Below are 25123 nucleotides of genomic sequence, written 5' to 3' on the forward strand. Positions count from 1 at the left end.
CATGCGCACCCTTCCCGACGCCCTTATCCCGGAACTGCCGAACCTCTATCGCGGCAAGGTGCGCGATTGCTACGACCTCCCCGATGAGGGGGAGGGCGCGCGCCGCATCCTGATCTCCTCGGACCGCATCTCGGCCTTTGACCGCATCCTCGCCTGCATCCCCTGGAAAGGCCAGGTGCTGACCGGTGTTGCGCGCTACTGGTTTGACCGCACCGAAGACATCTGCCCCAACCATGTCCTCTCCTATCCGGACCCGAATGTGGTCATCGGGCGTCACCTGAAGATCCTGCCGGTCGAAGTGGTGGTACGCGGCTATCTCGCAGGCACCACCGGCACCTCGGTGCTGACCATGTACAAACAGGGCGTGCGCGAGATGTATGGCCATACCCTGCCTGAAGGTCTGCGCGACAACCAAAAGCTCCCCCAGGCCATCATCACCCCCACCTCGAAAGAATTCGACGGCGGCCATGATGAGCCGCTGACGGCCGATGAAATCATCAACACCGGCCTGCTGCCCAAAGCGCTCTGGGATCAGGTCTCCGACGTCGCCCTCGCCCTCTTCGAGCGCGGCCAGAAAGAGGCCGCCGAAAAAGGCCTCATCCTTTGCGACACCAAATATGAATTCGGCCTCGATCAAGACGGCGTGCTGCGCATCGCTGATGAGATCCACACCCCCGATTCCAGCCGCTACTGGAAGGCCGACGGCTATGAAGCCGCCTTCGAGGCCGGCGCGCGCCCGCCAAGCTTTGACAAAGACGTCATCCGCTCCTGGGTCGCCGCCCGCGTCGATCCCTATAAAGACGCGATCCCCGAAATCCCGGCGGATATGATCGCCCAAACCTCGGCCACCTATATCGAGGCCTTTGAGATGATCACCGGCCAGACCTTCATCCCCGATGCCTCCGGGGCCTCGGTGCTCGACCGCGTCCGCCAAAACCTCGCGCCTTACTTCACGCGGTAAGCCGCCTCTCCCCCGCCCGGTCTTTGGCTTTTTCCAAATACTCCGGGTGGGGTCCGGGGAGGGCAGCGCCCTCCCCGGCCTCTCCGCCGGGGCCAACGGCCCGCACCTTCAGTCCTGCGCCCTCAGTCCTGCGCCCGCAGCACCCCCGCAGGCCGTGCCGCCAGCGGTCGCCATAAAAACACCGCCCCCGCGACCAGCACCACCAGCACACCGCCGCCGATGATCAGCGCGGCCGGCAGCGCTGCAAAGCGCCAGGGCAGATCCATCACAAAGCGCATCACCGCCCAGGAGGCGACGGAGCCCGCGAGCACCGCCACCAGGGCCGCCGCCGCCCCCGCCAGCGCCGAGCGCAGCGCAAAGCCCGCCAGCACCGCCGCCCGCGAGGCCCCGAGAACCTTCAGCACCGCCGCCTCATAGACCCGCGCCCGCTCTCCGGCCGCCGAGGCCCCGACCAGCACCACAAAGCCGGTCAGCAGCGTCGCCAGCGCCGCCGCCGAGGTCGCCGTGGCCAGCGCCGAAAGCGCATCTGAGGCGCTCGCCACCGCATCACGGATCGGGATCGCGGTGATATTGGGCCATTTCTGCGCAATTCCCCGTAGCACCCGGCCCTCTTCTTCGGGCGAGGAATAGACCGTGGCGATATGGGTATGGGGCGCCCCCGCAAGGGCATCGGGGCTCAGCAGCATCACAAAGCCAATGCCGCCGGTGCGGAAATCCACCTCCCGAAACGAGGTGATCTGCGCCTCAATCTCCCGGCCAAGCACATTGACCGTGACCCGGTCGCCGAGCTTCAGCCCGATCTCATCGGCCTCTTTTTGCGCGAAACTCACCTCCGGGGGGCCGGCATGGCCCGGTTCCCACCAGCGGCCTGCGGTGATCCTGGTGCCTTTGGGCAAAGCATCGGCATAGGTCAGCCCGCGATCGCCCCGCGCCACCCAATGCTCGCCCGCCACCTCTTTGGCGGGACGGCCGTTGATTTTGCTCAAAACCCCGCGCAGCATCGGCGCGGTCTCGACATCGCGCACCGCCGCATCCGCCTCCAGATGGGCCAGGAAGTCACCGATCTGGTCATTCTGGATATCGACGAAGAAGTATGAAGGCGCGCGCTCAGGAAGTTCATCCCCGATGGCCCGGCGCAGATTGGCATCGATCTGCCCCACGGCGGAAAGCACCGTCAGCCCCAGTCCCAGCGCAAGAACCACGGCGCGCAACTCGCCCCCCGGCCCGCCCATGGACGACAGCGCCATACGCAAAGCCACCCGCCCCCGCAGCAAAGGCCGCCGCGCCAGCCAGCCCGCCAGACGGCGCAGCCCCGCCGCCACCAGCAAAAGAACCCCCAGCGCCAGGGCGATGCCGCCGCCCGCCGCCAGCGTAATCTCCGGCATGCCCGAAAAGGCCACCGCACCGCCCAGCAGCACCAGCGCCAGCAAAGCCACCATCAGCGCCGCCGCCAGACCCGGCCCCTCGCCGCGCCCCAGCCCATCGCGGTAAAGCGAAGCGGCCCGGATCCGCGCCATCCGCGCCAGCGGCCAGAGCGTGAAAATCAGCGCCGTCAGCGCGCCGTAAAAAGCCGCCTCCGCCAGCGCCAGGCCTGAGACCTCAAAGACCGCCGGCACCGGCAGCAGACGGCTGAGCACCGGGGCCGCCAGCAGCGGCAAAACGGTTCCCAGCACCAGACCAATCGCAATCCCCAAAAGCGTCAGCAGACCGATCTGCAAAAAGCCGATGCGGAAAATCAGCCCCTGGCCTGCGCCCAAAGTCTTCAGCGTGGCAATGGTCGCGGTCTTGCTCTCGGCCCAGGCGCGCACGGCTGAGGAAATCCCCACGCCCCCGACGGCCAGCCCCGCCAGCCCGACCAGCACAAGAAAGGAGGCCATGCGCTCAACAAAACGCTCAATCCCCGGCGCGGCGCGGCGGCGGTCCTGCCAGCGCTGCCCGCTCTCGGGGAAACTGGCCTCTGCTTCGGCGCGCAGCGCGTTCAGATCCGCCTCAGGCGGCAGGCGCAGACGATATTCCGTCTCAAAAAGCGTGCCAGGCCCCAGCAGACCCGCCTCGGCCAGATCGGCGCTTTGCACCAGCGTGCGCGGCCCGAAGCCAAAGCCCGCGGTGACATTATCCGGCTCACTCACGAGGATGGCGTTCAGCCGAAAGGCCTGCAGACCCAGACGGAAGCTGTCGCCGACCGAAAGCCCCAGCCGGTCGGCCAGAACCCGGTCCATCGCCGCCCCCGGCAGCCCCTCACGGGCGGCAAAGACCTCTGCCACCGGCATCGCGGGCTCAAACTCTGCCACCCCCAGCAGCGGCCAGGCGCCGTCGACGCCCTTGACCTGGGTCAGCGCATGCTCGGATGTCTCCCCCTCACCGCGCACGGCCATAGAGCGAAAATCGAGCACCTCACTGAGGCCGCCGGGCAGCGCCACGCGCTGCATAAAGGCGCGCTCGTCATCCGTGGCATAGCGGTAGGTATATTTCAGCCGCGCATCCCCGCCGAGCATGACCGCCCCCTCGCGGTCAAGCCCCGCCGAGATGGCCTGGCGCAGCATGCCCACGGCTGTGATCGCCGCAACGCCCAGAACCAGACAGATCAGAAAGACCCGAAAGCCCCGCAGTCCGCCGCGCATTTCACGCAGCGCCAGCCGCAGGGCAAGTGCCGTCTCCCCGCTCATGCCGCCCCCTCCGCGCGCGCAAAGCCCTGGCCCTGCCCTTCCGAAGGCACAGCGCCGGGGGCTGCGTCGATGCGGCCATCGACCAGCCGGATCACCCGGTCACAGCGCTCGGCCAGTTCCGGCGCATGGGTGACCAGCACCAGGGTCGCGCCATGGCGGTCGCGCAGCCCGAACAGCAGATCCATGATCGCCTGCCCGTTCACCCCGTCGAGATTTCCCGTCGGCTCATCGGCCAGAAGGATGCGGGGCCTCGTGACAGAGGCCCGCGCCAGCGCCACGCGCTGCTGCTCTCCGCCCGACATCTGCGCGGGGTAATGATCAACGCGCGCCCCAAGACCCACCGAGACCAGCTCTGCCCGCGCGCGCCCGAAGGCATCCTTCACCCCCGCCAGCTCCAGCGGCACCGCCACGTTTTCCAGCGCCGTCATGGTCGGCAGCAGATGAAAGCTCTGAAACACCACGCCCATATTGTCGCGCCGAAACCGCGCCAGAGCATCCTCAGACATCGCACCAAGGTTTTCCCCAAGCGCCACGACCGCCCCCCCGGTCGCGCGCTCAAGGCCCCCCATCAGCATGAGAAGCGAAGATTTGCCGGAACCGGAGGGGCCGATCAGGCCAATGGTCTCTCCGGCCTCTACATTGAGAGAAATCCCGCGTAGGATCGTCACCGGACCGGCATTACCTGCCAGCTCCAGCTGCACATCACTGAGGGAAAGCACCGTGGTCTTCGTTTCTGCCTGCTCTGTCATTGCCCGATCAGCCCTTTGCGTTCCGGTTGTTTCTGCCCTGTCGGCCCTGTTCCTGCTGGCTGCCCCCCTTGAGGCGCAGCCGCAGAAACTCATCGCGCTCGGCGACAGCCTGACCCAGGGCTATGGTCTGGCTGAAGGTGACGGCTTTGTGCCGCAACTGGAAGCCTGGCTGCGCGCGAAAGGCTACGATGTTCAGCTTGTTAACGCAGGTGTGTCCGGAGATACCTCTCAGGGCGGGCTTTCGCGGCTGGAGTGGACGCTTTCTGAAGGCGCAGATGCGATGATTGTGACGCTTGGCGGCAATGATCTGCTGCGCGGGCTGGACCCGGCGCTGACGCGCCGCAACCTCGACGCGATTCTCTCAGGGGCGGCGGCGAAGAATGTGCCGGTCCTGCTGGTCGCCATGGAGGCCCCCGGCAATTACGGCCCGCAGTACCGCGAGGATTTCGATAAGATCTATCCTGAGCTGGCCGAAAAGCATGGCGTGCTGCTGGGGGAAAGTTTTCTCAAACCCCTCGTGCGGGGCGAGACAAACCTGTCGGTCATGCGCGACTATATGCAGGGCGACGGCATCCACCCCAACCGCGAGGGGGTGACGAAGATTGTCGACGCCATGGGACCGAAAGTGGCAGAACTGCTGGATCTGGCCCGTGCGCGCAGTGCAACGAAGTGAGGAAAGAGACCATGACCCGCAGCCGTGAAATCCAGCTTGCCGCCCGCCCGACCGGGCTGCCGGGGCCTGAAACCTTCCGCCTGGCCGAGCGCGAATTGCCGCCGCCCTCTCAGGGCGAAGTGCTGGTGCAGATCCGCTGGCTCTCGCTCGATCCCTATATGCGCGGCCGGATGCATGAGGGCAAAAGCTATGTTGAGCCTTTTCGCCTGAATGAGGCGCTGGACGGCGGCGTGATCGCTGAGGTGATTGAAAGCGCCGACCCGGGCTTTGCGCCGGGGGATCTGGCGCTGGCCCATGGCCCCTGGGGCGAATATGCCGTGCTGAAAGCCGCCGGTCTGCAAAAGCTGCCGCGTGGCAGCCGCGTGCCGCCCCAGGCTTTCCTGTCGGTCCTTGGCATGCCGGGGATGACGGCCTGGACCGGGCTGAACCGTATTGCGGCTGCCAAAGCCGGTGAGACCATTGTGGTCTCCTCTGCGGCGGGTGCGGTGGGCAGCCTTGCCGCGCAGCTCGCCCGCGAAAAGGGTCTGCGGGTGATCGGCGTGGCCGGCAGCCCCGAGAAATGCGCCCAGGCCGTAGCGGATTTCGGCTGTGACGCCTGCCTCGATCACCGCGGCAAAGAGGTGAAGCAGCTCTCGAAAGAGATCGCGGAAGCCGCGCCCCACGGCGTCGATATTTATTTTGAGAATGTCGGCGGCACCACGCTGCAGGCGGTTCTGCCGCGGATGAACAACTTCGGCCGCATCGCTCTTTGTGGCGCGATTGCCTGGTATAACGATCCCTCCGCCGCACCACCCGCCAGCCATGTCTGGCTGCCGATCATCCAAAAGCGTCTGCGGGTTGAGGGCTTTATCGTCTCGGATCACGTCGCCTTCCGCGGGGATTTCCTGTCGGAAGTGGTGCCTCTGGTCGAAGCCGGAAAGATCCTCTGGCATGAGACGGTGGCTGAAGGCCTTGACGCGGCACCTGAGGCCTTTGTCGGCCTGCTCGAGGGGCGCAGCCGCGGCAAACAGCTGGTGCGGATCCGCTGAGACCCTGCTAAAGGCTTTGGCATGACTGATCGTATCGAAGCCCTGGAAATCCTGGTCGCCCACCTGAACCGCACGGTGGACGACCTTTCTGATGTCGTGGCCCGTCAAAGCCGCGAGATCGACACCCTGCTGCGCCGCGTCGGCATGCTGATGGAGCGCGAGGCCGAGCGCGAGGCCGACGGATCCTCCTCGATCCCCCTCGCCGACCAGCGCCCGCCGCACTGGTAAAAGGGCCAGCCGCTTTGAGGCGGCGGCTCTGCGCCCTGCTTTGCCTCTGGCCGGGACCTGCCAGGGCAACCTGGCCACAGCGGTTCCGAAGGACGCAGCGCAGCTTCTGCAACTCTGCGCTGATAAGTCGGGCTGCCTTCTGATCCGGCCGGTTGACGATGCAGAGGCGAAACCGCAACGCCCTGAGTGTCCGCCATGCTTCAGAGCCACAGTCGGCTGCTCAACCGGGGCTGTCTGGTCTTACGGAAGCCCCCTGCAGCTTAGGGGTTTGCGGCCCCACGACAGGCAGACGCCGACCCTGCTTTGGGGAAGTTTCGCAGCAATCGCCTTCAAAGAAGCGCATGCATCGATACCGGTGAACCTGCAGATCCCGATCGCGAAGGATGCGGCCCCGGGGCCCTGCCGCCCCGATCATCGCAGAGCACCGTCCTGACGCTGGCGGTCTTTGCGCCCCGGGCCCGGGATCGAAGGCCTGCGCTGTTGTGGTCTGCGGGGTTATGGTCGTGGAACACGGGCCCCGACACAGGAGACGCCATCGCGATTGTGAGTATCTGTCAAACCAGCGCCCGCTGCCTGACCCCTCGCGTCAGATGAGATCAGTCTGCGCTGAGACCTCAGGACGGTGCGGCGCCCCCCGCTCGCGCCGAGCCGGAGCCCCTCAAGCACGCACCGGGTCGGACGTCGGCAAGCGGGTGCCACGCGCTCCGAAGGGTACACCGGGTTTCGGGGGGCTCGCTTTCATCCGGTCCGAAATCGACAAAACTCAGATCAGACCGGAGACAGACTGGGTCGGCAGGACAGCGCTTGCCTTGAAGCGGGCTGCAAAGCCAGAGATAAGGACGCCGGAGGCACGACAGGCGATCCCGGTGCATGGGACCTGCCGCAAAGGCTGCGCGTGGCGGCTCTCGCAGGGGCGATCCCGGCAAAGGCGGCGGCCTGCGCCAAACCGCTCAGCGGCGGGTGGTGAGACCGTTTGTGGCGCCGCGCACGGTGACGCTGCGGATCCGCTCAAGCGCCATATCGCTGAAGAAAGTGGCCACCTGGATTTCACGCGAGGGCGCGCTGCCCGCGCGGTTTACGGCCACCGGGGCTGTCAGGACGAAGTCATAGACCAGCGTCTCATCGGTGCTTTCGGGCGAGAGGGTGAGCCCCGCCTGATACCACCCCTGGGTGGCGGGCAGACCCACCGCGCGCAGAATGGCCCCGCCGGAGCTGCGCTCAAGATGCAGCGCGCTGACCTGGGCGACCAGAACCCGGCCATCGGGGCGGGAGGTGAGGGCGGCCCCCTCTGACGCCGGGGCACCGGCGGTGGCGCGCGCAGAGCCGAACCAGTTGAAAGGATTGACGCGCGAGTCACGCACCGTGGCACAGCCAGCCACTACCATGACCGCTGCCATTGCCATCACCATGCCTGAACGCATTGCGCCCCTCCGCTATTGCTCTGCAGCCCTGCTTCCTGCCTAGCCGAGGCGGGGCCGTTTGAAAAGCCCCGGATCAGTGCTTTGGCGGCACCAGAGGGCCCCGGGGATGGACCTTTGACAGCAGAGCGCTTACCTGTGAGGCGCCACTGCGGAGAGAGCCATGACCACCCCTGCCTTTGAGGATCTTGCCGAGACCTTTGAATTTCTGGACGACTGGGAGACCCGGTATCGCCATGTGATTGAGCTGGGCAAAGCCATGCCGGCGATGCCCGAAGCGCTGAAGGTTCCGGCCACGAAAGTGGAGGGCTGTGCAAGCCAGGTCTGGCTGCATCCGATGCCCGCAGAGGGGCGCTATGATTTCCTCGGCGACAGCGATGCGATCATCGTGCGCGGGCTGATCGCGGTGCTTCATACGCTTTACGCCGGGCTGACCCCGGCGGAGGTTCTGGCGGTGGATGCACCCGCGGCGCTGGCGCGGCTGGGGCTGCATGAGCATCTCTCGGCGCAGCGCTCAAACGGGGTGCGGGCCATGGTGGAGCGCATCCGCGCCCATGCGGCCGCCGCGCTCTGACGTCCCCCCCGGGGAGGGCTGCCTGCCCTCCCCGGACCCCGCCCGGGAGTATTTTTAAAAGCCAAAGCCGGCTTTTCAGCCCTTCATGATGATGCAGGTGGTGGAGCCGGTGGCATAGAGTTTGCCATCCCCGAGGCCGCGGATTTCGCCGCGGGAGACGGCGGTGGCGCGGCCGCTGTGCTGCACTTCGCCGATGCATTCGACCATGAGGCCGACGGGCAGCGGGCGGACGATGTTTACCTTATATTCCAGCGTCGTATACCAGTGGCCTTTCGGCACCGTGGTCATGCAGGCGCAGGCCATGGCGGAATCGAGGATGGTACCATACCAGCCGCCATGGACGCCCCCCATGGGGTTGCAATGCGCAAATTCGGCCTGACCGCGAAAGACCGCGCGCCCCTCTGCGACCTCATGCAGTCCGAAGGACAGGGTGTTTGAAATGGGCGGCGCGGGCAGATCGCCTGCGAGCACTTTTTGCATGAACTCAAGGCCCGACATCTGCAGGGTTTGTGCCAGATCAGGCAGGTCAGCGGGGGTTTGCGCGTAACGCGGTTCTGTCATCTTATCCTCCTCAGCCCGCTCAGAGTGGCGCGGGGGGGCGGAAAAGAAAAGCGCGGCGCCCTGTTGAAAAGGCGCCGCGCCGTAAGGTTATTTGCCCCGCTTCAGATGGCGGCGGCCACCGCACGCCGGCAAAGAACGCCCGCAAGATGGGCGCGGTAGTCCGGCGTGCCGTGCAGATCGCGCATCATGCCGGCCGGTGAGAGGCTGACGCCGCCCAGCGCCTCGGGGGTGAAGCGGGTGCTCAGCGCTGTTTCGGCTTCGGTCCAGCGGAAGACGCCGTTGTCGGAGGCGCCGGTCACAGCCACGCGGACGCCGGTCGAATATTGCGCCACGAAGACCCCGGTCAGGGCAAAGCGTGAGGCGGGCTGGTCGAATTTGACATAGGCCGCGCGCAGCGGGATCGGGAACTGCACGGCGGTGATGATCTCACCTTCCTCCAGCGCCGTGGTGAAGAGCCCCTCAAAGAACTGATCGGCGTTGATGCTGCGCTTATTGGTGCGGATAGTGGCACCGGAGGCGAGCACAGCCGAAGGGTAGCAGGCGGAGGGGTCATTATTGGCGATCGAGCCGCCAATGGTGCCACGGTTGCGCACCATCGGATCACCGATGCCGCCTGCGAGTTTGGCCAGCGCCGGGTAATGGGCGGCAGCCTCGCGCGCGACGACGGCATGGGGGGTGGCGGCACCGATGGTCAGCAGTTTCCCCTCGGCCTTCACGCCTTTCATCTCGGGGATGGCGGTGAGGCTGACCACGGCGTCCGGCATATTCAGGCGTTGTTTCAGCACCGGAAGCAGCGTCATGCCGCCCGAGAGCGGCTGCGCGCCGCCTGCGACTGCGGCGAGAGCCTCCTGCATGCCCGTGGGACGGGAAAATTCAAACTCATACATGAAGTCTCTCCCTTAGCTGTTTTGCATCGCCGCCCAGACCCGTGCGGGCGAGAGCGGCATGTCGATATGTTTGATCCCGGTGTAGCCGCCGCGGTGAAGGGCATCGATCACCGCATTGACCACCGCCGGGGGCGAGCCGATGGCCCCGGCCTCACCGCAGCCTTTCACGCCGAGCGGGTTGTGGGTGCAGGGCGTGCAGGAGGAGTGATCCACCCTGAAGAAGGGCACATGCAGCGCGCGCGGCATGGCGTAATCCATCAGCGAGCCCGACAGCAGCTGGCCCTGGTCGTCATAGACCGCATGCTCCAGCAGCGCCTGGCCGATGCCCTGCCCGATACCGCCATGGACCTGGCCTTCGACGATCAGCGGGTTGACGATATTGCCGAAGTCATCGGCGGCCGAGAAGGCAAGGATGGTGACTTCGCCGGTCTCGGGGTCCACCTCCACCTCGCAGCCATAGCCGCCGGAGGGATAGGTGAAATTCGAGGGGTCGTAGAAGGCGGTTTCCTCGAGGCCCGGCTCCAGGCTTTCGAGCGGGTAGTTATGCGGCACATAGGCCGCCAGCGTCACCCCCGCCCAGTCGACCGATTTATCGGTGCCTGCGACGGAGAATTTGCCGTCCTTCAGCTCAATATCGGCCTCAGCAGCCTCGAGGAGGTGGGCGGCGATCTTTTTGGCTTTGTTCACGATCTTCTCGGTCGCGCGCACGATGGCAGAGCCGCCCACCGCCAGCGAGCGCGAGCCATAGGTGCCCATGCCCATCGGGGTATTGGCAGTATCGCCATGCACGATGTCGATCTGCGTGGCGGGAATGCCGATCATATCGGCCACCACCTGGGCAAAGGAGGTCTCATGCCCCTGACCATGGCTGTGCGAGCCGGTGAAGACCGAGATGGATCCGGTGGCATTCACCCGCACGGTAGCACTTTCATAAAGCCCGGCGCGCGCGCCCAGCTGGCCGACCAGATGCGAGGGGGCGATGCCGCAGGCCTCGATGTAATGGGCGATGCCAAAGCCGCGCAGCTTGCCGCGGGCCTTGCTTTCCAGTGCGCGGGCTTCAAAGCCTGCGTGGTCCGAGATCTCGATCAGCTTATCGAGGGTCGCGTGGTAATTGCCGGTGTCATAGACCACCGCGACCGGGGTCTGATAGGGGAACTGATCGGGCTTGATGAAGTTCTGACGGCGCAGCTCAATCGGGCTGACGCCAAGTTCGCGCGCGGCTTTGTCGACCAGGCGTTCCAGCTGGAAGGTCGCCTCGGGGCGGCCTGCGCCGCGATAGGCATCGACCGGGACAGTATTGGTGAAGACTGCCTTCACGTTCACATAGATCAGCGGGGTTTTATAATTCCCCGCCATCAGCGTGCCATGCAGCCATGTCGGCACCGAGGGCGCGAAGGTCGAGAGATAGGCCCCCATATTGGCATAGGTATCGGTGCGCAGCGCGGTGAAATTATGCTCTGCATCGAGCGCGAGTTCGATCTTCGTGACGTGATCGCGGCCATGGGCGTCGGAGACAAAGGCCTCCATCCGGGTGGAGGTCCATTTCACCGGGCGCTTCAGCTGACGCGAGGCGAAGGTGACGAAGGCCTCTTCGGCATAGTGGAAGATCTTGGTGCCAAAGCCGCCGCCGACATCCGGGGCCACCACGCGCAACTTATGCTCAGGGATGCCCAGCACGAAAGCGCCCATCAGCAGGCGGATCACATGGGGGTTCTGCGAGGTGGTATAGAGCGTCGACTGGTCGTCCCAGGCGTTATATTCGCCGACGGCCACCCGCGGCTCCATCGGGTTGGCGATCAGGCGGTTGTTGACCAGCTCAAGGCTGACCACATGAGCGGCAGAGGCGAAGGCCGCGTCCACGGCGGATTTATTCTCTTCGACGAAACCCCAGTCATAGCAGAGGTTTGACGTCAGCTCTTCATGTACTTTCGGCGCGTCGGGCGCGAGGGCCGCTTTCATATCCAGAACCGGCGGAAGCTCGGTGATGTCGATCTCAACGGCTTCGGCGGCATCGCGGGCTTCGGCCAGGCTTTCGGCCACCACCACGGCGATGGGATCGCCGACATGGCGGACTTTGCCATGGGCCAGCACCGGGTGGCGCGGCTCCTGCATGGGGGCGCCGAAGCGGTCCGTCACCTGCCAGCCGCAGGGGATTGAGCCGATCGTGACGAAATCCTCGCCGGTAAAAATCCGCACCACACCGGGCATGGCCTCAGCCGCCGTCGTGCTGACGGAATTCAGCTGCCCATGCGCCACTTCCGAGCGGATGAAATGGGCGTAAAGCTGGCCTTTCAGGTTGATATCATCGGTATACCGGCCATTGCCGGTCAGAAAACGCAGATCTTCGCGCCGCTTTGTCGGGGCGCCGATTCCGTCCTTGGGCATTTCTTCCTCCCGTGATGCTGTCGCGTCCTGATCCCGGCTCCTCCTCCGGGGTCGGGTGGCTTTAGTCCGTGGCGGTCACGCCCTCGGGGACCGGCTGGCCGGAAGCGGCAAGCACCGCTTTGACGATATTGTGATAGCCGGTGCAGCGGCAGATATTGCCCTCAAGGTGGTGACGGATCTCTGTCTCAGAGGGGCGCGGATTGTCCTGCAGCAGCGCCGCCGCCGACATCACCATGCCAGGCGTGCAAAAGCCGCACTGCAGGCCGTGGTGATCCTGAAACGCCTGTTGCAGCACCGAAAGGCTGCCATCTTTATTGGCCATCCCTTCGATGGTGGTCACCTCGGCGCCCTCGCATTCCATCGCCAGAACCGCGCAGCTTTTCACCGCCAGCCCGTCAATATGCACCGTGCAGGCCCCGCACTGGCTGGTGTCACAGCCGACATGAGTGCCGGTCAGACCCAGATCCTGACGCAGAAAATCCGACAGAAGCGTGCGCCCCTCTGCCGTGCCTGACATCTTGCGACCATTCACGGTCATGGTGAGTTTCGTCATGGTTCTCCTCCCTCAACCCCCTCAGTAAAGCATGGGCACTGGCTTTCGCCTATGATCATTTCGGGGGGAGCAGGCCTTATTTTCAAGGCCCCTTCGGGGTCATGCGCGGATGCGGGCGTGAGGGCATCTCGACCAGCAGGCCACCAAGCCCCATGGCGGCAATATCGCGCGCAGAGACTTCGATGCCGCAGCAGATCCGCTCCAGCACCCAATCGGCGCCATTCAGCGCCGGAGAGCGCGCGCAGCCCGGAAGGCCGATCACCGGGCGGCCCTGAAACGCCCCCAGAAACAACAGATTACCCGGATCGACCGGCATACCCACCCGCGTCACCTGCCCGCCCGCAAGGCGCAGCGCCGCAGGCCCGACATCCTGCGGATCCGAGGTGGCTGAGGCCGTCAGGATCAGCAAAGGCCCCGTCCCCGGTGCGGCCGCGATCGCCCGGGCCAGGGCTTCGCTGTCATGCGCGGCGCTGATTTTCGGCGCCATGGCCAGCCCCAGGCGGGCCAGACGCGCCTCAGTGACCCTTGCGCCCTTTGCGCCTGCGTCCTGGCCCGCGATCTCGGTCTCAATCAGCGTCGCCTCTGACCAGACCGGAGGGGCGAGAGAGACCGCCCCCGCAATCGCCTCTGCCACCCCGGCGACCGCCGCCCCCGCCACGGCATAGGAGATCACTTTGACCGTGGCGATCATGCCGCCCGGCTCCAGCCGGTGCAGATCGGGGACGGTGGCAATGGTCAGCATCGGATCAACGGCATTGGCGGCAAGGATCTGCCCGGCCCGCAGCTGTGCAAGCCCCGGCCCCCGGGCGTGAAGATTGACCCGGCCCGTTCCCACGACCCGCAGCTCTACCCCCGGCCCCGCCGCCGCAGAGGCGATCTGCAGCGCAGCGGTGTCTTCTTCAAGGTCGTCCTTCGCCGGGATGGCCACCACCACGCTTTCCAGCCCCGCCGCCGCCATCCGGCTCAGATGATCCGCAGAGAGCCGCAGCCCCTTGCGCAGCCGCCCCTCCGGCAGGGCCAGCGAATGCGCAAGGATCGCCCCCTCAGCCTGTGAGAGCGGCACCGGCCCGAAAAACATCAGCCCTTCCTCAGCACTTCGGTCATCTGCGCCAGCACCGAGACGGCGATCTCTGCCGGGGACTTTGCGCCAATATTCAGCCCCACCGGCGCATGAATGCGGGCCAGTTGCGCCGCAGAGATCCCGGCAGCCGTCAGCCGCTCCAGCCGTTTGGCATGGGTCCGGGTTGAGCCCAGACACCCAAGGTAAAAGCAATCCGAGCCCAGCGCCGCCAGAATGGCCGGATCATCGAGCTTGGCGTCATGGGTCAGCGTCACCACTGCCGTGCGGGCATCGGGCTGCAACTCTGCCATGGCCTCATCGGGCCAGTCGTTCAGGATCTCTTCGCCCGGAAACCGCAGATCCGAGCCAAAGGCTTCACGCGGGTCGATCAGCACCGGATCATAGCCCGCAAGCCGCGCCATGGGCAAAAGTGCCTGGGCGATATGCACCGCCCCCACCACGATCAGCCGCAGGCCGGGGTTGTGGATGGCGATGAAATGCTCCCCCTCCGGGCCGGAGCGGTCGGCGCGAAAGCGCGCGCGCAGATCGTCATTGGCCTCCCCGCCGCCGATCAACCGGCGCTGCCAGCTTTGCAGATCAACCTGATAGGCACAGGCGCGGCGGGCGGCGCGGGCGGCGACCAGATCGGCGAGCAGCGCCTCGGGGATGCCGCCCGCGCCGCCCACCGGCTCGACCAGAACCCGGATGGTGCCGCCACAGGCCAGACCCACGGCAAAGGCATTCTCATCGCTGACGCCAAAGGTCAGAAGACGGCTTTGGCCCTCCGCGATCGCGGCCTCAGCCTCAAGGACCACCGCGCCTTCGACGCAGCCGCCCGAAACCGAACCCATCATCTCGCCCGCCGCACTGACCACCAGCTGGCTGCCCGCCTGGCGCGGGGCCGAGCCCCAGGTCTCCACCACGGTGGCAAGGGCGGCCCCCCGGCCCTCCCGGGCCCAGGCAAGGGCGGTTTCGGGGATCTGGTCATGTCGGGCGGTCATCGCCGTGCCTCCTGAAGTAAGCTCATCAGCCGCGCTTTCTCGCCCTGATCGCGGGCATCTGCCACCGCCCCGGCCAGCGCCTCAAGCGAGGCGATGGAATGGGCGGCGCGAAAGCAGTCGACATGGGGCAGCATAGCCGCAATGCCGCGGGCTTTGGGGGAAAATCCGTCCCAGCGCAAAAGCGGGTTCAGCCAGATCAGCCGACGGCTGCTGCGCCTGAGCCGCGCCACCTCGGTCGCGAGCTGCACCGGATCGTCGCGGTCCAGCCCGTCGGTGATCAAAAGGACCACCGCCCCGCCGCTCAGGACCCGCCGCCCCCAGCTCCGGTTAAATTCGGCCAGCGAGGCCCCGATCCTGGTGCCGCCGCGCCAGTCCTGGGCCTCTGCCCCCGCCGCAGCCAGCGCCGCATCGACATCGCGCCGCGCCAGATGGCGGGTGATATTCGTAAGCCGGGTGCCGAAGGTAAAGGCATGCACCTTCGACCAGCCATCGCCCGAGCGATTGGCGAGCGTATGGGCGAAATGCAGCACCATGCGGCTGTAATCCGACATCGAGCCGGAGATATCGCAGATCACCACCAGCGCAGGCCAGCGCTCTGCCCGGGTCCGGCGCGCGATCTGCAACACCTCCCCCCCGCTGCGCAAAGCCCGGCGCAGCGTGGCGCGGCGATCGACCAGCCCCCCCGGCCCCGGCACCCTGCGGCGGGTGACGATGGGATCCACCGGCAGCGAGAGCCGCGCAATCATGCGCCGCGCGCGGGCGGCCTCATCGGTGCTCATCTGCTCAAAATCAAGCTGGCGCAGGCTCTCGGTCTCCGAGGCCGTGCCGGAGGCATCGACCTCAATCAGGCTCTCCCCGCTTTCAGGAAGCGGCGGCACCCCGGGCAAATCGGCCTCTTCGGTCAGCGCCTCGGCGGCGCGGCGGGCGGCGGGGGCTGCGGCCTTTTCCTCCTGGGTGCCGCGCATAGACGGCAGCAAAAGGGCCATCATATGCTCCATATAGCGCGGATCGCGCCAGAAGAGCCGAAACATCTGATCAAACACCGGCCGATGCTCGGGGCGGGAGATCAGCACAGCGCGCAGGCTGTGATAAAAATCCTCGCGCCGCGAAAATCCGGCCGCCTGCACCGCCTGCAGCGCGGTCAGCGCCGCCCCCGGCCCCACCGGAAGCCCGGCTTTGCGCAGCGCCCGGATGAACCACAGGATGTTCTCGCCCAGCCGGCCGTTTTCGGGGATCTCAAAGGCGGGGGCGGTCATACCGCGCCCAGACCCGCCCGGGCTTCATTGAGAAGCCGCGTCGCCTCTGAGCCCTGGAGCCGCGCGATATCGTCCTGATATTTCAGGATCGCGCCCAGGGTATCGGCGATCACCTGGGGCGAGAGCGCAATCACATCCAGCGCGAGCAGACATTTCGCCCAGTCGATGGTCTCGGCCACGCCTGGCTTTTTAAAGAGATCCTCCTGGCGCAGGCGCTGCACAAAGGCCACCACTTCGCGTGAAAGCGCCTCTGCGGCCTCAGGGGCGCGGGCCTGCAGGATCTCCAGCTCGCGCTCAAAGGCCGGGTAATCGACCCAGTGATAAAGACAGCGCCGCTTCAGCGCCTCATGCACTTCGCGGGTGCGATTCGAGGTCAGGATAACGATCGGCGGCTCGGCGGCCTTGATGGTGCCCAGTTCAGGGATAGTGACCTGGAAATCTGAAAGCGCCTCCAGAAGGAAGGCCTCAAATGGCTCATCGGTGCGGTCGATCTCATCGATCAGCAGAACCGGCGGGCCGCCGGGCTGCGGGCGCAGCGCCTGGAGTAGCGGGCGCTCGATCAGAAATTCTTCGGTGAAAAGATCCTGGCGCAGCGCGCCGGTCTGCCCGCTGGCTTCCGCGCTGCGAATGGCGATCATCTGCGCGGCGAAATTCCATTCAGCAAGCGCCTGAGCCACATCGAGCCCCTCATAGCACTGCAGCCGGATGAGCCGCCGCCCCAGCCCCGTCGCGATGGCGCGGGCGATCTCGGTCTTGCCGGTGCCGGGCTCTCCCTCCAGAAAGAGCGGCCGGTTCAGCCGCAGCGCCAGAAAGACCACCGTCGCCAGCGCGCGACCCGCCACATAGTCCTGCCCGCTGAGCAGGGCCTCGACCGCCTCAATATTCTCCACCGCGCTCTCCCCTTCACGGTTCCAGCGGGTATCAGACAGAGGCCCGCCCCGGGGGTCAAGCCCGATCTGACGGAGTGGCGGGGGCTTCTCTGTCACGCCCCTCCCGGTGGACCCACCAGCCGCCTCAGCCACCCGCCATTGCGCGGCGCGCCAGAAAGGCCGTGATAATCCCATCCGCCGCCGCCGAAAGCGCGCTCAGCCGCGCTGCAAGCTCTGCCGCGTCAGCAGCACCGCATTCGCGCAGGATAAAGGCCCGCGCGCCTTCGGCCATGCGGTCGGGATCGGGGTCGGGCATCTCCAGCAGCCGGGCGGTGGTCTGCACGCGCCACAAAAGGCGCAGCGCGGTGGCAAGGGTGTTCTCCTCTGCCTTGCTCAGCAGCCCGGCCCGCAGGCCCGCGCGCAACTGCGCCTCCACGCGGCGGGCCGGATCGCCCGCGATCAGCGCACAGGTCTGCGCGGCCAGCTCAATATCCATCATGCGGCCGGGGCCGGATTTCGCCTCCCAGCCGCCGCCGGGTTTGTGCAAGAGCAGCCGCGCGCGCATATCGGCCACATCCTGACGCACAGCGCTGCCCTGGCCTTTTGTCACCAGCAGGCTGCGCCGGAAGGCCTCAGCCTCCTCGCCCAGCGCCAGATTTCCGGCCAGCGCCCGGGCGCGGGTCAGGGCCAGATGCTCCCAGGTCCAGGCCTCATCGCGCTGATAGGCGGTGAAGGCCGCGAAAGCCGTCGCCACCGGACCCGCCCGACCCGAGGGGCGCAGACGCATATCCACCTCATAAAGCCGCCCGTTCGACATCTGCGCGGTCAGCGCAGTGACCAGGGCCTGGGTGAGCCGCGCGTAATAGACCCGCGCGCCGAGGGGCCGTGGCCCCGACGACATCTCCACCCCGCCGTCCTCATAAAGCATAATGAGATCAAGGTCCGACCCGGCATTCAGCCGCCCCGCCCCCAGGCTGCCCATGCCCAGAACCACCGCCCCCGGACCGGGCTGCGGCCCGTGTTTGCGGGCAAATTCCGCCAGCACCACCGGCCAGAGGGCGGCGACCACCGCCTCGGCCAGTTCGGCATATTGCTTGCCCGCCTCAAAGGCATCGATCAGCCCGCGCAGATGATGCACCCCGGTGCGGAAATGCCATTCCTTCATCCAGGAGCGCGCCCGGTCCAGACGGCGCTCATAATCGCTTTCCTGCGCCATGGCCTCGCCCAGCGCGAAGATGAGGTCCGGCACCCCCGGCCAGGGCGCAAAGAACGACCCGCCGATCACCGCATCAAGCACAGCGGAATTGCGCGACAGATAGCGCGAAAGCTCCGGCGAGGTGGCGGCAATATCGGCGATCAGATCGATCAGCGTCTCATTGGCCTCAAAGAGCGAGAAGATCTGCACCCCGGCCGGCAGGCCCGACAAAAAGCCGTCAAAGGCCAGCAGCGCCTCTTCGGGATTGGCGGCCTGGGCGAGACGGCTGAGGATGCGCGGACGCACCCGGGTGAAAATCTCGCGCCCGCGGGCCGAGCGGAGCGCCGGATAGCGGCTCCAGGCCTCAACGATGTCGCGGGCGGTCTCGGACAGCGCGGGGCCGGAGGCCGCTTCGCCGGGGGCAAAGAAACTCTCGGTCAGCTCAGCCACGCGCAGAAGCTTCGCCTTCAGCTCGCTGCGGAAAACCTCTGTCGCGGGAGCGCCGCAAAAGCGGGCCAGGCGGTCGAATTCTTCCGCCGAGGTCGGCAGCCGCTGGGTCTGCTGGTCGCGCACCATCTGCAAACGGTGCTCAATCTCGCGGTGATGGCGGTAAAGCGCGGTCAGCTCAGCGGTGACATCAGCCGGGATCCAGCCCCGCGTCGCCAGCGCCTGCAGCCCGCCCACCGTGGTGCGGTCGCGCAGATCCGGATCGCGCCCCCCGGCGATCAGCTGCCGGGTCTGGGTGAAAAACTCAATCTCACGGATGCCGCCGATCCCGAGTTTCATATTGTGATCTTCCAGCACCACCGGGCCATTATAGCCCTTATGGTCGCGGATGCGCAGGCGCATGTCATGGGCGTCCTGGATCGCCGCGAAATCAAGATGCCGCCGCCAGACAAAGGGCCGAAGCGTGTCCAGAAAGCGCCAGCCCGCCGCAAGATCGCCACCGCAGGGCCGCGCTTTGATATAGGCCGCGCGCTCCCAGGTGCGGCCCACGGATTCGTAATACTGCTCTGCCGCCGCCATCGAGATACAGACTGGCGTCACACTGGCATCGGGCCTGAGCCGCAGATCGGTGCGAAAGACATAGCCGCCCGAGGTCACATCCGACAGAATCGCCGCCATTTTGCGGGTGACCCGGATAAAGGCGGTCCGGGCCTCCTGGGCGTCATAGCCGGGGTAGCGGGTCTCATCGAACAGGCAGATCAGATCGATGTCGGAGGAATAATTCAGCTCCCCCGCGCCCATCTTGCCCATGGCAAGGACCACATATCCCGCGGCGGTGGGAATATCGTCGACTGTCTGCCCCGGCAGCTTGCCGCGCCGGATTTCATCCGCCACCAGCCGTTTCACACTGAGATCCACCGCGCGATCGGCCAGCGCCGTCAGCGCCAGTGTCACCTCCTCCAGCGACCAGACGCCGCCAAGATCGGCCAGCCCGGCATAAAGCGCGATGCGCCGCTTGGCCTCGCGCAGCGCCTCAGGCAGATCGGCAAGGCTGCAGCCTTCCAGCGGATCGAGCACCCCGGCGGTGATCCGAGAGGGATCCTGCCCGAGGGCTTCGCGCAGCCAGAGCGCCTCGCGCGCGATCAGATCTTTCAGATAGGGGCTGCAGCCCGCCGCCCCCGCGATCAGCGGCGCGAGGGCGGCGGGCAGATCATCCCCCATCAGGCGCAGCCCCTCAGCGGCGGCGGCGGTGTCATAGGGCAGCGGACAGCGGGTCAGGCGGGCAGAAAAATCCATAAGGCAGGATTGCTTTGCCAAAGCGACCGCGTCAACACTGCGGCCCTGAAAGAGGCCCCGGTCGCGTCACGCGAAGGGCGTGATGCCAAAGGGAGAGGCAATGAGCAGCAGTCTGAACCGTGTGCGCGGGGCGCTTGAAGCCTCCGGCAGCCCGTTTGAAATCAAAGAGATGCCCGAGAGCACCCGCACGGCGGCCGAAGCCGCCTCTGCCGCGGGCTGCGAAATCGACCAGATCGCCAAGTCGATCATCTTTCGCGGTGAGACCAGCGGACATGTGAAGCTTTTCCTGACGGCGGGTGGCAATCAGGTCGATGCGGCCAAAGCCTCGGCCCTGGCGGGAGAGCCGCTGGGCAAGGCGGATGCGAAACTGATCCGCGAAGAGACCGGCTTTGCGATCGGCGGCGTGGCCCCGGTCGGCCATCTGACGCCGCTGCCGGTCTGGATTGATCCGCGGCTTTTTGAGTTCGACACGCTTTGGGCTGCGGCGGGCACACCGCGGCATATCTTTGCGATCTCGGCTGACGAGCTGGTGCGGATCACCGGAGCCAGCAAAGCCGATTTCACCGCCTGAATTTGAGGAGCGCGCGGTTCAGCTCCCGGCCAGGGTCCGCCCGGCGCCGGGTGTTATCTGGCTTCCCCCTTCCCGGCTGAGGCCGCCGCTTCGGGGCTTTACTGCCGGCGGGGGCGACGGCTCACTGCCTGCAAGGCCCCGCCTGCCCGTTTTCTTGACCACCTGATGCCCCAGGATCCGTTCCGCAGGGCCCTTGGGACTGGGGGCACGGGCGACCTGCCATCTTCAATACGCTGCGGCGCGCCTGGCATCCGCATCTTCCTCTTTGCGAGGGGATCATTCGATTTTTAAAGGTGGCGCACCGCCCCCGCCAAGATCAGGCCGGGCGTTACAGGCGGGCCTGGCGGGAAAATCTGCGCCAGCGCGGCTGATGCGCAGGATTTCGCCCCTCCCTCCTGCAAGGGTTTCAATGGCTTAGAAGAGGCGCCGGGATGGGATGTAAATATCTTTAACATAGCCTCTTGAACCTGGCCGTCCCGCCGCACATTTCAGTCATGTTAAAGACGTTCACATCCACCTGACCCTTCACCCCGACCAGGAGACTGCCATGAACCAGACTGCTTCTTTTGCTCCGGCCCTGCTCAGCCTGCCGCGTCAGGCGCGGGACTGGCTGGATGGCTACGGAAACCGTGGCTGGATCGCCGCCATGGTGCTCGGCTTTATCTTTTTCTGGCCGCTCGGCCTTGGCCTTGTTGGCTATATGACCCTCACCAACCGCTGGAAGGATACCGAAATGTTTGGCATGTCGCGCCGCTGCAAAGCCACCCGCACCCCGTTTCCCGGCACCAGCGGCAATGCGGCTTTCGATGCCTATAAGGCCGAAACGCTGAAGCGCCTCGAAGACGAACAGGCCGCCTTTGAAGGCTTCCTGAAGCGCCTGCGCGACGCCAAGGACAAGCAGGAATTCGACGCCTTCATGGATGACCGTGCCCGCCGCGTCCCCTCGGGGGCTGCCGAAGACCTCCCGCGCTGAGGCCCTGACCGCGCCCCCTCTCTCTTGCAGGCGGGGGGCGCGGTGCCGATATAACCTGCTGACCCTTTCGCTGCCGGACCCGAGATGAACCAGAGCTTTTCTTCCTATGTCACCGGACGCTCCCCCGGACTGCCCGACCCCGATCTGCGGCCCGAGTTCTATCAGGGCGTGGCGGCAAAGCGCTTCATCGCCTGGCTTATCGATCTGGTGCTGGTGGGCCTTGCCACGGGCGTTGCGGCAATCGCCACCTTGGGGATCGGCCTGTTCTTTCTGCCGTTCATCTTCCTGATGCTCGATGTGCTGTATCGGCTGAGCACGCTGTCGGGACGCGGGGCGACCTTTGGTCACCGTCTGATGGGGGTTGAGTTTCGCGATCGCCTCGGGGCGCGGCCGAACTTTGGCGCGGCGGTTCTGCTGACGCTGGGCCTTTATGTCTCGACGGCTTTCGTGATCCCGCAGCTGCTCTCGGCGCTGACCGTTCTGATGACGAGCCGCCGTCAGAGCCTGACCGATCTGGTGATCGGCACCGCCGCCATCAATCGACCCGCCTCAACCTGGTGAGCTCAGGCACAGACCAACTCCCCTGCGCTTTGCAGCGGGGGGGCTGGCAGGGCCCGCTGTGCCGGGCAGACCGCTCAGATCAGACAAACGAAACGCTCACGCCCGCTTTGCTGACATGTTCTGCGAGGTCGGACCCGGATGAGCCGGTCTGCCTTCTTCGGGCCGCTTTGCGCGAGTTCAGCCTCACTTTCCACTGATTGGCCGGTCAGCTGACGTTCAGACCCCTTCTGATGCGCCTGATCTTGTCTCAATCGCACGCAGAAGGCGCACCGTGGCGCCATCCCGGCACAGCGCGCTCAGAAGCCTGAAGCCAGCCCCTTCGCCTGGCCCTGAGCGGCAGTTCCGGTGTGGCAATGATTGCGCAGAGTCTTCGCACTTCGGAGCTTGGCGATTGTGCCCGCTCTTGATACCCTGCGCGCGGACAAGCCCGGGTTCCCATGCGCCACACCCTTCCTGTTACGCCACAGTTCTATGTCACGGCCCCTCAGCCCTGCCCCTATCTCGACGGGCGCATGGAGCGGAAGCTCTTTACGGCCCTGCAGGGGGATCAGGCAGAACAGCTTAATGACATGCTCTCGCATCAGGGGTTTCGGCGCAGTCAGAACGTGCTTTACCGCCCCTCCTGTGCGGAATGCTCGGCCTGTATGTCCGCGCGCATCCGGGTGGCGGACTTTCTGCCAAGCCGCACTCAAAGGCGCACGCTGAAGCGCAATGCCGATCTGGGGCGCAATCCCACCAGCCCCTGGGCCACCGAGGATCAGTTCGCGCTGTTCCGGCGCTATCTCGACAGCCGCCACGCAACCGGCGGCATGGCGGATATGGATATTTTTGAATTCGCGGCGATGATCGAAGAGACCCCGATCCGGACCCGCGTGGTGGAATACCACCGCCCGCCCGAAAAGGGAGAGAAGCGCTCACAACTCGCCGCCGTCTGTCTGACCGATATTCTGGCCGACGGGGTGAGCATGGTTTACTCTTTCTACGATCCCGGCCTTGCGCATCGCAGCCTCGGAACCTGGGTGATCCTCGATCATATCCGCATCGCGATTGAGACCGGCCTGCCCTATGTCTACCTTGGCTATTGGGTGCCGGGCAGCCCGAAGATGGGCTATAAAGCGGCCTTCAGCGCGCTGGAGATCTATAAGGGCGGCAAGTGGCAGCCGATCGGCGATCTGACCTCACATGACGCGAGCCTGCATCCGCTCTCGGTCGATCCGGTGGCCGAGCAGGTTGCACGCATCCAGTTGCCGGGCCGCATCCTGGCACAGGAGTGAGACGCGGCCGCCTTTCGCGGGACCAAAGGCCTCTGTCTGCTGCGTTGCAGGCTGTGATGAGTGCGCCCTGAAGCGCCATCGGCTCAGGAGACACTGCAACAAACGCAGATCGGATGCTCGGCTCGCCTGAAGCCTTGCCTTGGCCAGATACCTTAAGGTTCAGCAGGCAAACCGGACTGCTGCGGGTGAGCCTCGGCGGTCATTTCCCCCTCCCTCCGACGTCGGATATGATCTCCGCACACCAGCTTCCAGGATCCGGACGAACCCGGCGCATGCTGTGCGGGCTTAATGGGCTCGTCGCGCGACGAGACAGCCGCCGCCCTTGATCCGGCGACACGGGCAAGCGGAGGCGGATCGCTCTTCCCGCCCTCCTCGCCGGTTTCTTCAGATGGATATGACCGCCCTGCCACCGCGCAGGCGCATCGCTTTATGGCAGCGCCAGGCGTCGAAGGTGCCGCCTCCGGCTCCGGGGCAATCTGCTCATCGGGCAGGATCTGTTCAGGCCGATGAGCCAGAAGAGGGTCGGGCCCCTTTCGCCCGAAGCGGATGTGCCGGTGGCCGCGTCCACCGCCAGGACGCGGAAGATCAGCAAAGAGTCCGGCGGAAGGGGGAATGCGCGCGCCCTGTCGCGGCTCGGATGCAATCAGCCAGGGCGATCCGGGGAGATCCGCCGAGCTAGGATGACCGCAGTGAAAGGCGTCTTTCATAGTCCTCACCTGCCGGAGCGCCTTATGGCGGATGAAAACGGTCCCGCTCTGGCGTTCGCGTCTCTGGCGGATGAATTTGACTGGCTGAGGGAGCGCCTGAAAGCCAGAGAGGCGAAGCTTATGGCCTGGTCTCGCAGCACCGAATGTTGTCGTCGCCTTACACCGATCCCCGGAGTTGGTCCTTTCGGTGCGGTGTGGCAGGTGAGGAAAGCTCCGGTGCCGCAACAGTTTGCATCGGGAAGACAGGTCTTTGTATGGGCAGGCTTAACACCAGGGGATCAGCAAGGTCAGGCTCGGTGGCCTTCCCCGGGCCGGTGACGAGGCCTTGCGCAGGACACTGGCTGTGGGGGTGCCTTCGCTCTTTCGGCAGGTCAGAATGGGCAGAGCCGACAATGCCTCATCCTGGATCATCGCGCGACTTAACAGGCTGCTGAAAAAGTATTTCGGGGCGAGGCTTTCCGAGAAAACTTCCCGAAGTCAAAGTGAAATTCAGTGCCAAACCTATTTTAAGCGGGTGAAAGGAGGCTGATTTTCTGCATTTCCGAGACAACCCACCTCTTCGTTCGACTTTTTCAGCACCCTGTTAAGCGCAGGGTGCCAAAGTTTGTGGCCGTCGCGCGAACCCACAGGAGCGCGGGAATGGACTGGAAAAGAATGAGGCTTGGTGAGGTCTGTAAGAACAATGCCCCGCGACCCGCTGCGCTCACTATGCCGCAACAGGATCGGGCCGTCACAGGTCGCAGGATGCTGCCGTGCGACCGGATGCCTGAATTTGGAGACACCTGGAAAGAGGCAGTGATCGACCGATCCGAAGCGCGGGAAACTCCGCATGTGCCATGGACCGAATAGGCTCCCCCCCTGTTTGGAACCAAAGTCGCGGAAGCACCCGCGCCAGCGTTCATCTGCAAGCGCCCCAACAGGCCGGAGATATGAAAGCAGGCGATCAGATCAAAAGCATCATGGACGTCCTGCAGGGAGAGGGTCGTCCAAATATGGCGCATCAGCCGTCGGAGGGCGGCGACAGAATCCGCTTTTTCAACAGGCAAAAGCCGCCAGGGTGCGGCGGCTTTTTGCTTTTATGCGTTCTGCAGGCGCTTAACAGGCTGCTTAAATAGTCGGGCCCGGACGCGGCTTGAGGAACATGGTTCACCCTTTGCAGATAAAGTGCCGGGGTTATCATGCGGTGAACTGACGAGACGAGCGGGTCGCTGTTCAGCTCTGTGGACCTGG

23 protein-coding genes are annotated in these 25123 nt (G+C 65.6%); 10 read left to right on the forward strand and 13 right to left on the reverse strand.

All coding sequences use genetic code 11. From position 1 onward, the window contains the following. Nucleotide 1: 1 nt before the first annotated feature. On the forward strand, nt 2–961 hold the full coding sequence (locus tag EG244_RS09270; RefSeq protein WP_124964729.1) for a phosphoribosylaminoimidazolesuccinocarboxamide synthase: 960 nt from the start codon (nt 2–4) through the stop codon (nt 959–961). A gap of 122 nt (nt 962–1083) precedes the next feature. Here the strand turns inward: EG244_RS09270 and EG244_RS09275 are convergent, their stop codons facing one another. Next, entirely contained in the window at nt 1084–3627 is a 2544-nt protein-coding gene (locus EG244_RS09275) for an ABC transporter permease (RefSeq protein WP_124964730.1), read from the reverse strand. Next, complete coding sequence (locus EG244_RS09280) at nt 3624–4376, reverse strand: ABC transporter ATP-binding protein (protein WP_233588958.1); 753 nt, start codon at nt 4374–4376, stop codon at nt 3624–3626. The genes EG244_RS09275 and EG244_RS09280 overlap by 4 nt, the downstream gene beginning before the upstream one ends. On the opposite strand from EG244_RS09280, the gene EG244_RS09285 reads away from it, so the two are divergent. Genes EG244_RS09285 through EG244_RS09295 form a run of 3 tightly spaced genes read left to right on the forward strand, consistent with a single transcriptional unit; the run spans nt 4348 to nt 6305 of the window. After that, nucleotides 4348–5049: an arylesterase gene (locus EG244_RS09285; RefSeq protein WP_233588959.1), complete on the forward strand. Its 702-nt coding sequence runs from the start codon at nt 4348–4350 to the stop codon at nt 5047–5049. The two genes, EG244_RS09280 and EG244_RS09285, sit on opposite strands and share 29 nt — an antisense overlap. 11 nt (nt 5050–5060) lie before the next feature. Next, nucleotides 5061–6077 (forward strand): NADP-dependent oxidoreductase, encoded by a 1017-nt coding sequence (locus EG244_RS09290; RefSeq protein ID WP_124964733.1) that lies wholly within the window; start codon nt 5061–5063, stop codon nt 6075–6077. Nucleotides 6078–6098: 21 nt separating this feature from the next. Continuing rightward, the gene (locus tag EG244_RS09295) at nt 6099–6305 is read left to right on the forward strand and encodes a SlyX family protein (RefSeq protein ID WP_124964734.1); all 207 of its coding nucleotides are present in this window, start codon (nt 6099–6101) and stop codon (nt 6303–6305) included. 950 nt (nt 6306–7255) lie between these two features. Here EG244_RS09295 and EG244_RS09300 read toward each other — a convergent pair. Further along, entirely contained in the window at nt 7256–7726 is a 471-nt protein-coding gene (locus tag EG244_RS09300) for a hypothetical protein (protein ID WP_124964735.1), read from the reverse strand. Nucleotides 7727–7886: 160 nt separating this feature from the next. Here EG244_RS09300 and EG244_RS09305 point away from each other — a divergent pair, with 160 nt between their 5' ends. Then, entirely contained in the window at nt 7887–8297 is a 411-nt protein-coding gene (locus EG244_RS09305; protein ID WP_124964736.1) for a SufE family protein, read from the forward strand. 75 nt (nt 8298–8372) lie between these two features. On the opposite strand, the gene EG244_RS09310 is transcribed toward EG244_RS09305, so the two are convergent. The 9 genes from EG244_RS09310 to EG244_RS09350 form a co-directional block, all read right to left on the reverse strand. Continuing rightward, complete coding sequence (locus EG244_RS09310; RefSeq protein WP_124964737.1) at nt 8373–8858, reverse strand: PaaI family thioesterase; 486 nt, start codon at nt 8856–8858, stop codon at nt 8373–8375. 101 nt (nt 8859–8959) lie between these two features. Beyond that, nucleotides 8960–9745, reverse strand: coding sequence for an FAD binding domain-containing protein (locus EG244_RS09315; RefSeq protein ID WP_124964738.1), 786 nt, complete (start codon nt 9743–9745; stop codon nt 8960–8962). Between the two features lie 12 nt (nt 9746–9757). Then, entirely contained in the window at nt 9758–12130 is a 2373-nt protein-coding gene (locus EG244_RS09320) for a xanthine dehydrogenase family protein molybdopterin-binding subunit (protein ID WP_124964739.1), read from the reverse strand. 61 nt (nt 12131–12191) lie between these two features. Beyond that, nucleotides 12192–12683 (reverse strand): (2Fe-2S)-binding protein, encoded by a 492-nt coding sequence (locus tag EG244_RS09325; RefSeq protein ID WP_124964740.1) that lies wholly within the window; start codon nt 12681–12683, stop codon nt 12192–12194. Between the two features lie 82 nt (nt 12684–12765). Beyond that, nucleotides 12766–13761, reverse strand: a complete 996-nt coding sequence (locus EG244_RS09330; protein WP_124964741.1) for a molybdopterin-binding protein — start codon at nt 13759–13761, stop codon at nt 12766–12768. Further along, nucleotides 13761–14744 (reverse strand): XdhC family protein, encoded by a 984-nt coding sequence (locus EG244_RS09335; RefSeq protein ID WP_124964742.1) that lies wholly within the window; start codon nt 14742–14744, stop codon nt 13761–13763. The genes EG244_RS09330 and EG244_RS09335 overlap by 1 nt, the downstream gene beginning before the upstream one ends. Beyond that, a complete protein-coding gene (locus EG244_RS09340) occupies nt 14741–16000 on the reverse strand; it encodes a vWA domain-containing protein (RefSeq protein ID WP_124964743.1) in 1260 nt (419 codons plus the stop codon). Before EG244_RS09340 ends, EG244_RS09335 begins: the two co-directional genes overlap by 4 nt. Then, nucleotides 15997–16890 (reverse strand): AAA family ATPase, encoded by an 894-nt coding sequence (locus EG244_RS09345; protein WP_233588960.1) that lies wholly within the window; start codon nt 16888–16890, stop codon nt 15997–15999. Before EG244_RS09345 ends, EG244_RS09340 begins: the two co-directional genes overlap by 4 nt. 124 nt (nt 16891–17014) lie before the next feature. Continuing rightward, nucleotides 17015–19807, reverse strand: coding sequence for a [protein-PII] uridylyltransferase family protein (locus EG244_RS09350; protein WP_124964745.1), 2793 nt, complete (start codon nt 19805–19807; stop codon nt 17015–17017). 100 nt (nt 19808–19907) lie between these two features. Between EG244_RS09350 and EG244_RS09355 the strand changes: the two genes are divergently transcribed. From EG244_RS09355 to EG244_RS21470, 5 genes are all read left to right on the forward strand, one after another. After that, on the forward strand, nt 19908–20378 hold the full coding sequence (locus tag EG244_RS09355) for a YbaK/EbsC family protein (RefSeq protein ID WP_124964746.1): 471 nt from the start codon (nt 19908–19910) through the stop codon (nt 20376–20378). A gap of 547 nt (nt 20379–20925) precedes the next feature. Then, the gene (locus EG244_RS09360; protein WP_124964747.1) at nt 20926–21351 is read left to right on the forward strand and encodes a DUF2852 domain-containing protein; all 426 of its coding nucleotides are present in this window, start codon (nt 20926–20928) and stop codon (nt 21349–21351) included. 84 nt (nt 21352–21435) lie between these two features. Continuing rightward, on the forward strand, nt 21436–21912 hold the full coding sequence (locus EG244_RS09365) for an RDD family protein (protein WP_124964748.1): 477 nt from the start codon (nt 21436–21438) through the stop codon (nt 21910–21912). 437 nt (nt 21913–22349) lie between these two features. Further along, entirely contained in the window at nt 22350–23186 is an 837-nt protein-coding gene (locus EG244_RS09370; protein ID WP_124964749.1) for an arginyltransferase, read from the forward strand. 827 nt (nt 23187–24013) lie between these two features. Further along, on the forward strand, nt 24014–24211 hold the full coding sequence (locus EG244_RS21470; RefSeq protein ID WP_407644041.1) for a transposase: 198 nt from the start codon (nt 24014–24016) through the stop codon (nt 24209–24211). A 682-nt stretch (nt 24212–24893) separates the two neighbouring features. On the opposite strand, the gene EG244_RS20935 is transcribed toward EG244_RS21470, so the two are convergent. Further along, nucleotides 24894–25123, reverse strand: a 230-nt coding sequence (locus EG244_RS20935; RefSeq protein ID WP_233588961.1) for a hypothetical protein, incomplete at its 5' end; no start/stop codon positions are given.

Origin of the sequence: Falsigemmobacter faecalis (assembly GCF_003863335.1) — a bacterium.
GTDB classification, from domain to species: Bacteria; Pseudomonadota; Alphaproteobacteria; order Rhodobacterales; family Rhodobacteraceae; genus Wagnerdoeblera; species Wagnerdoeblera faecalis.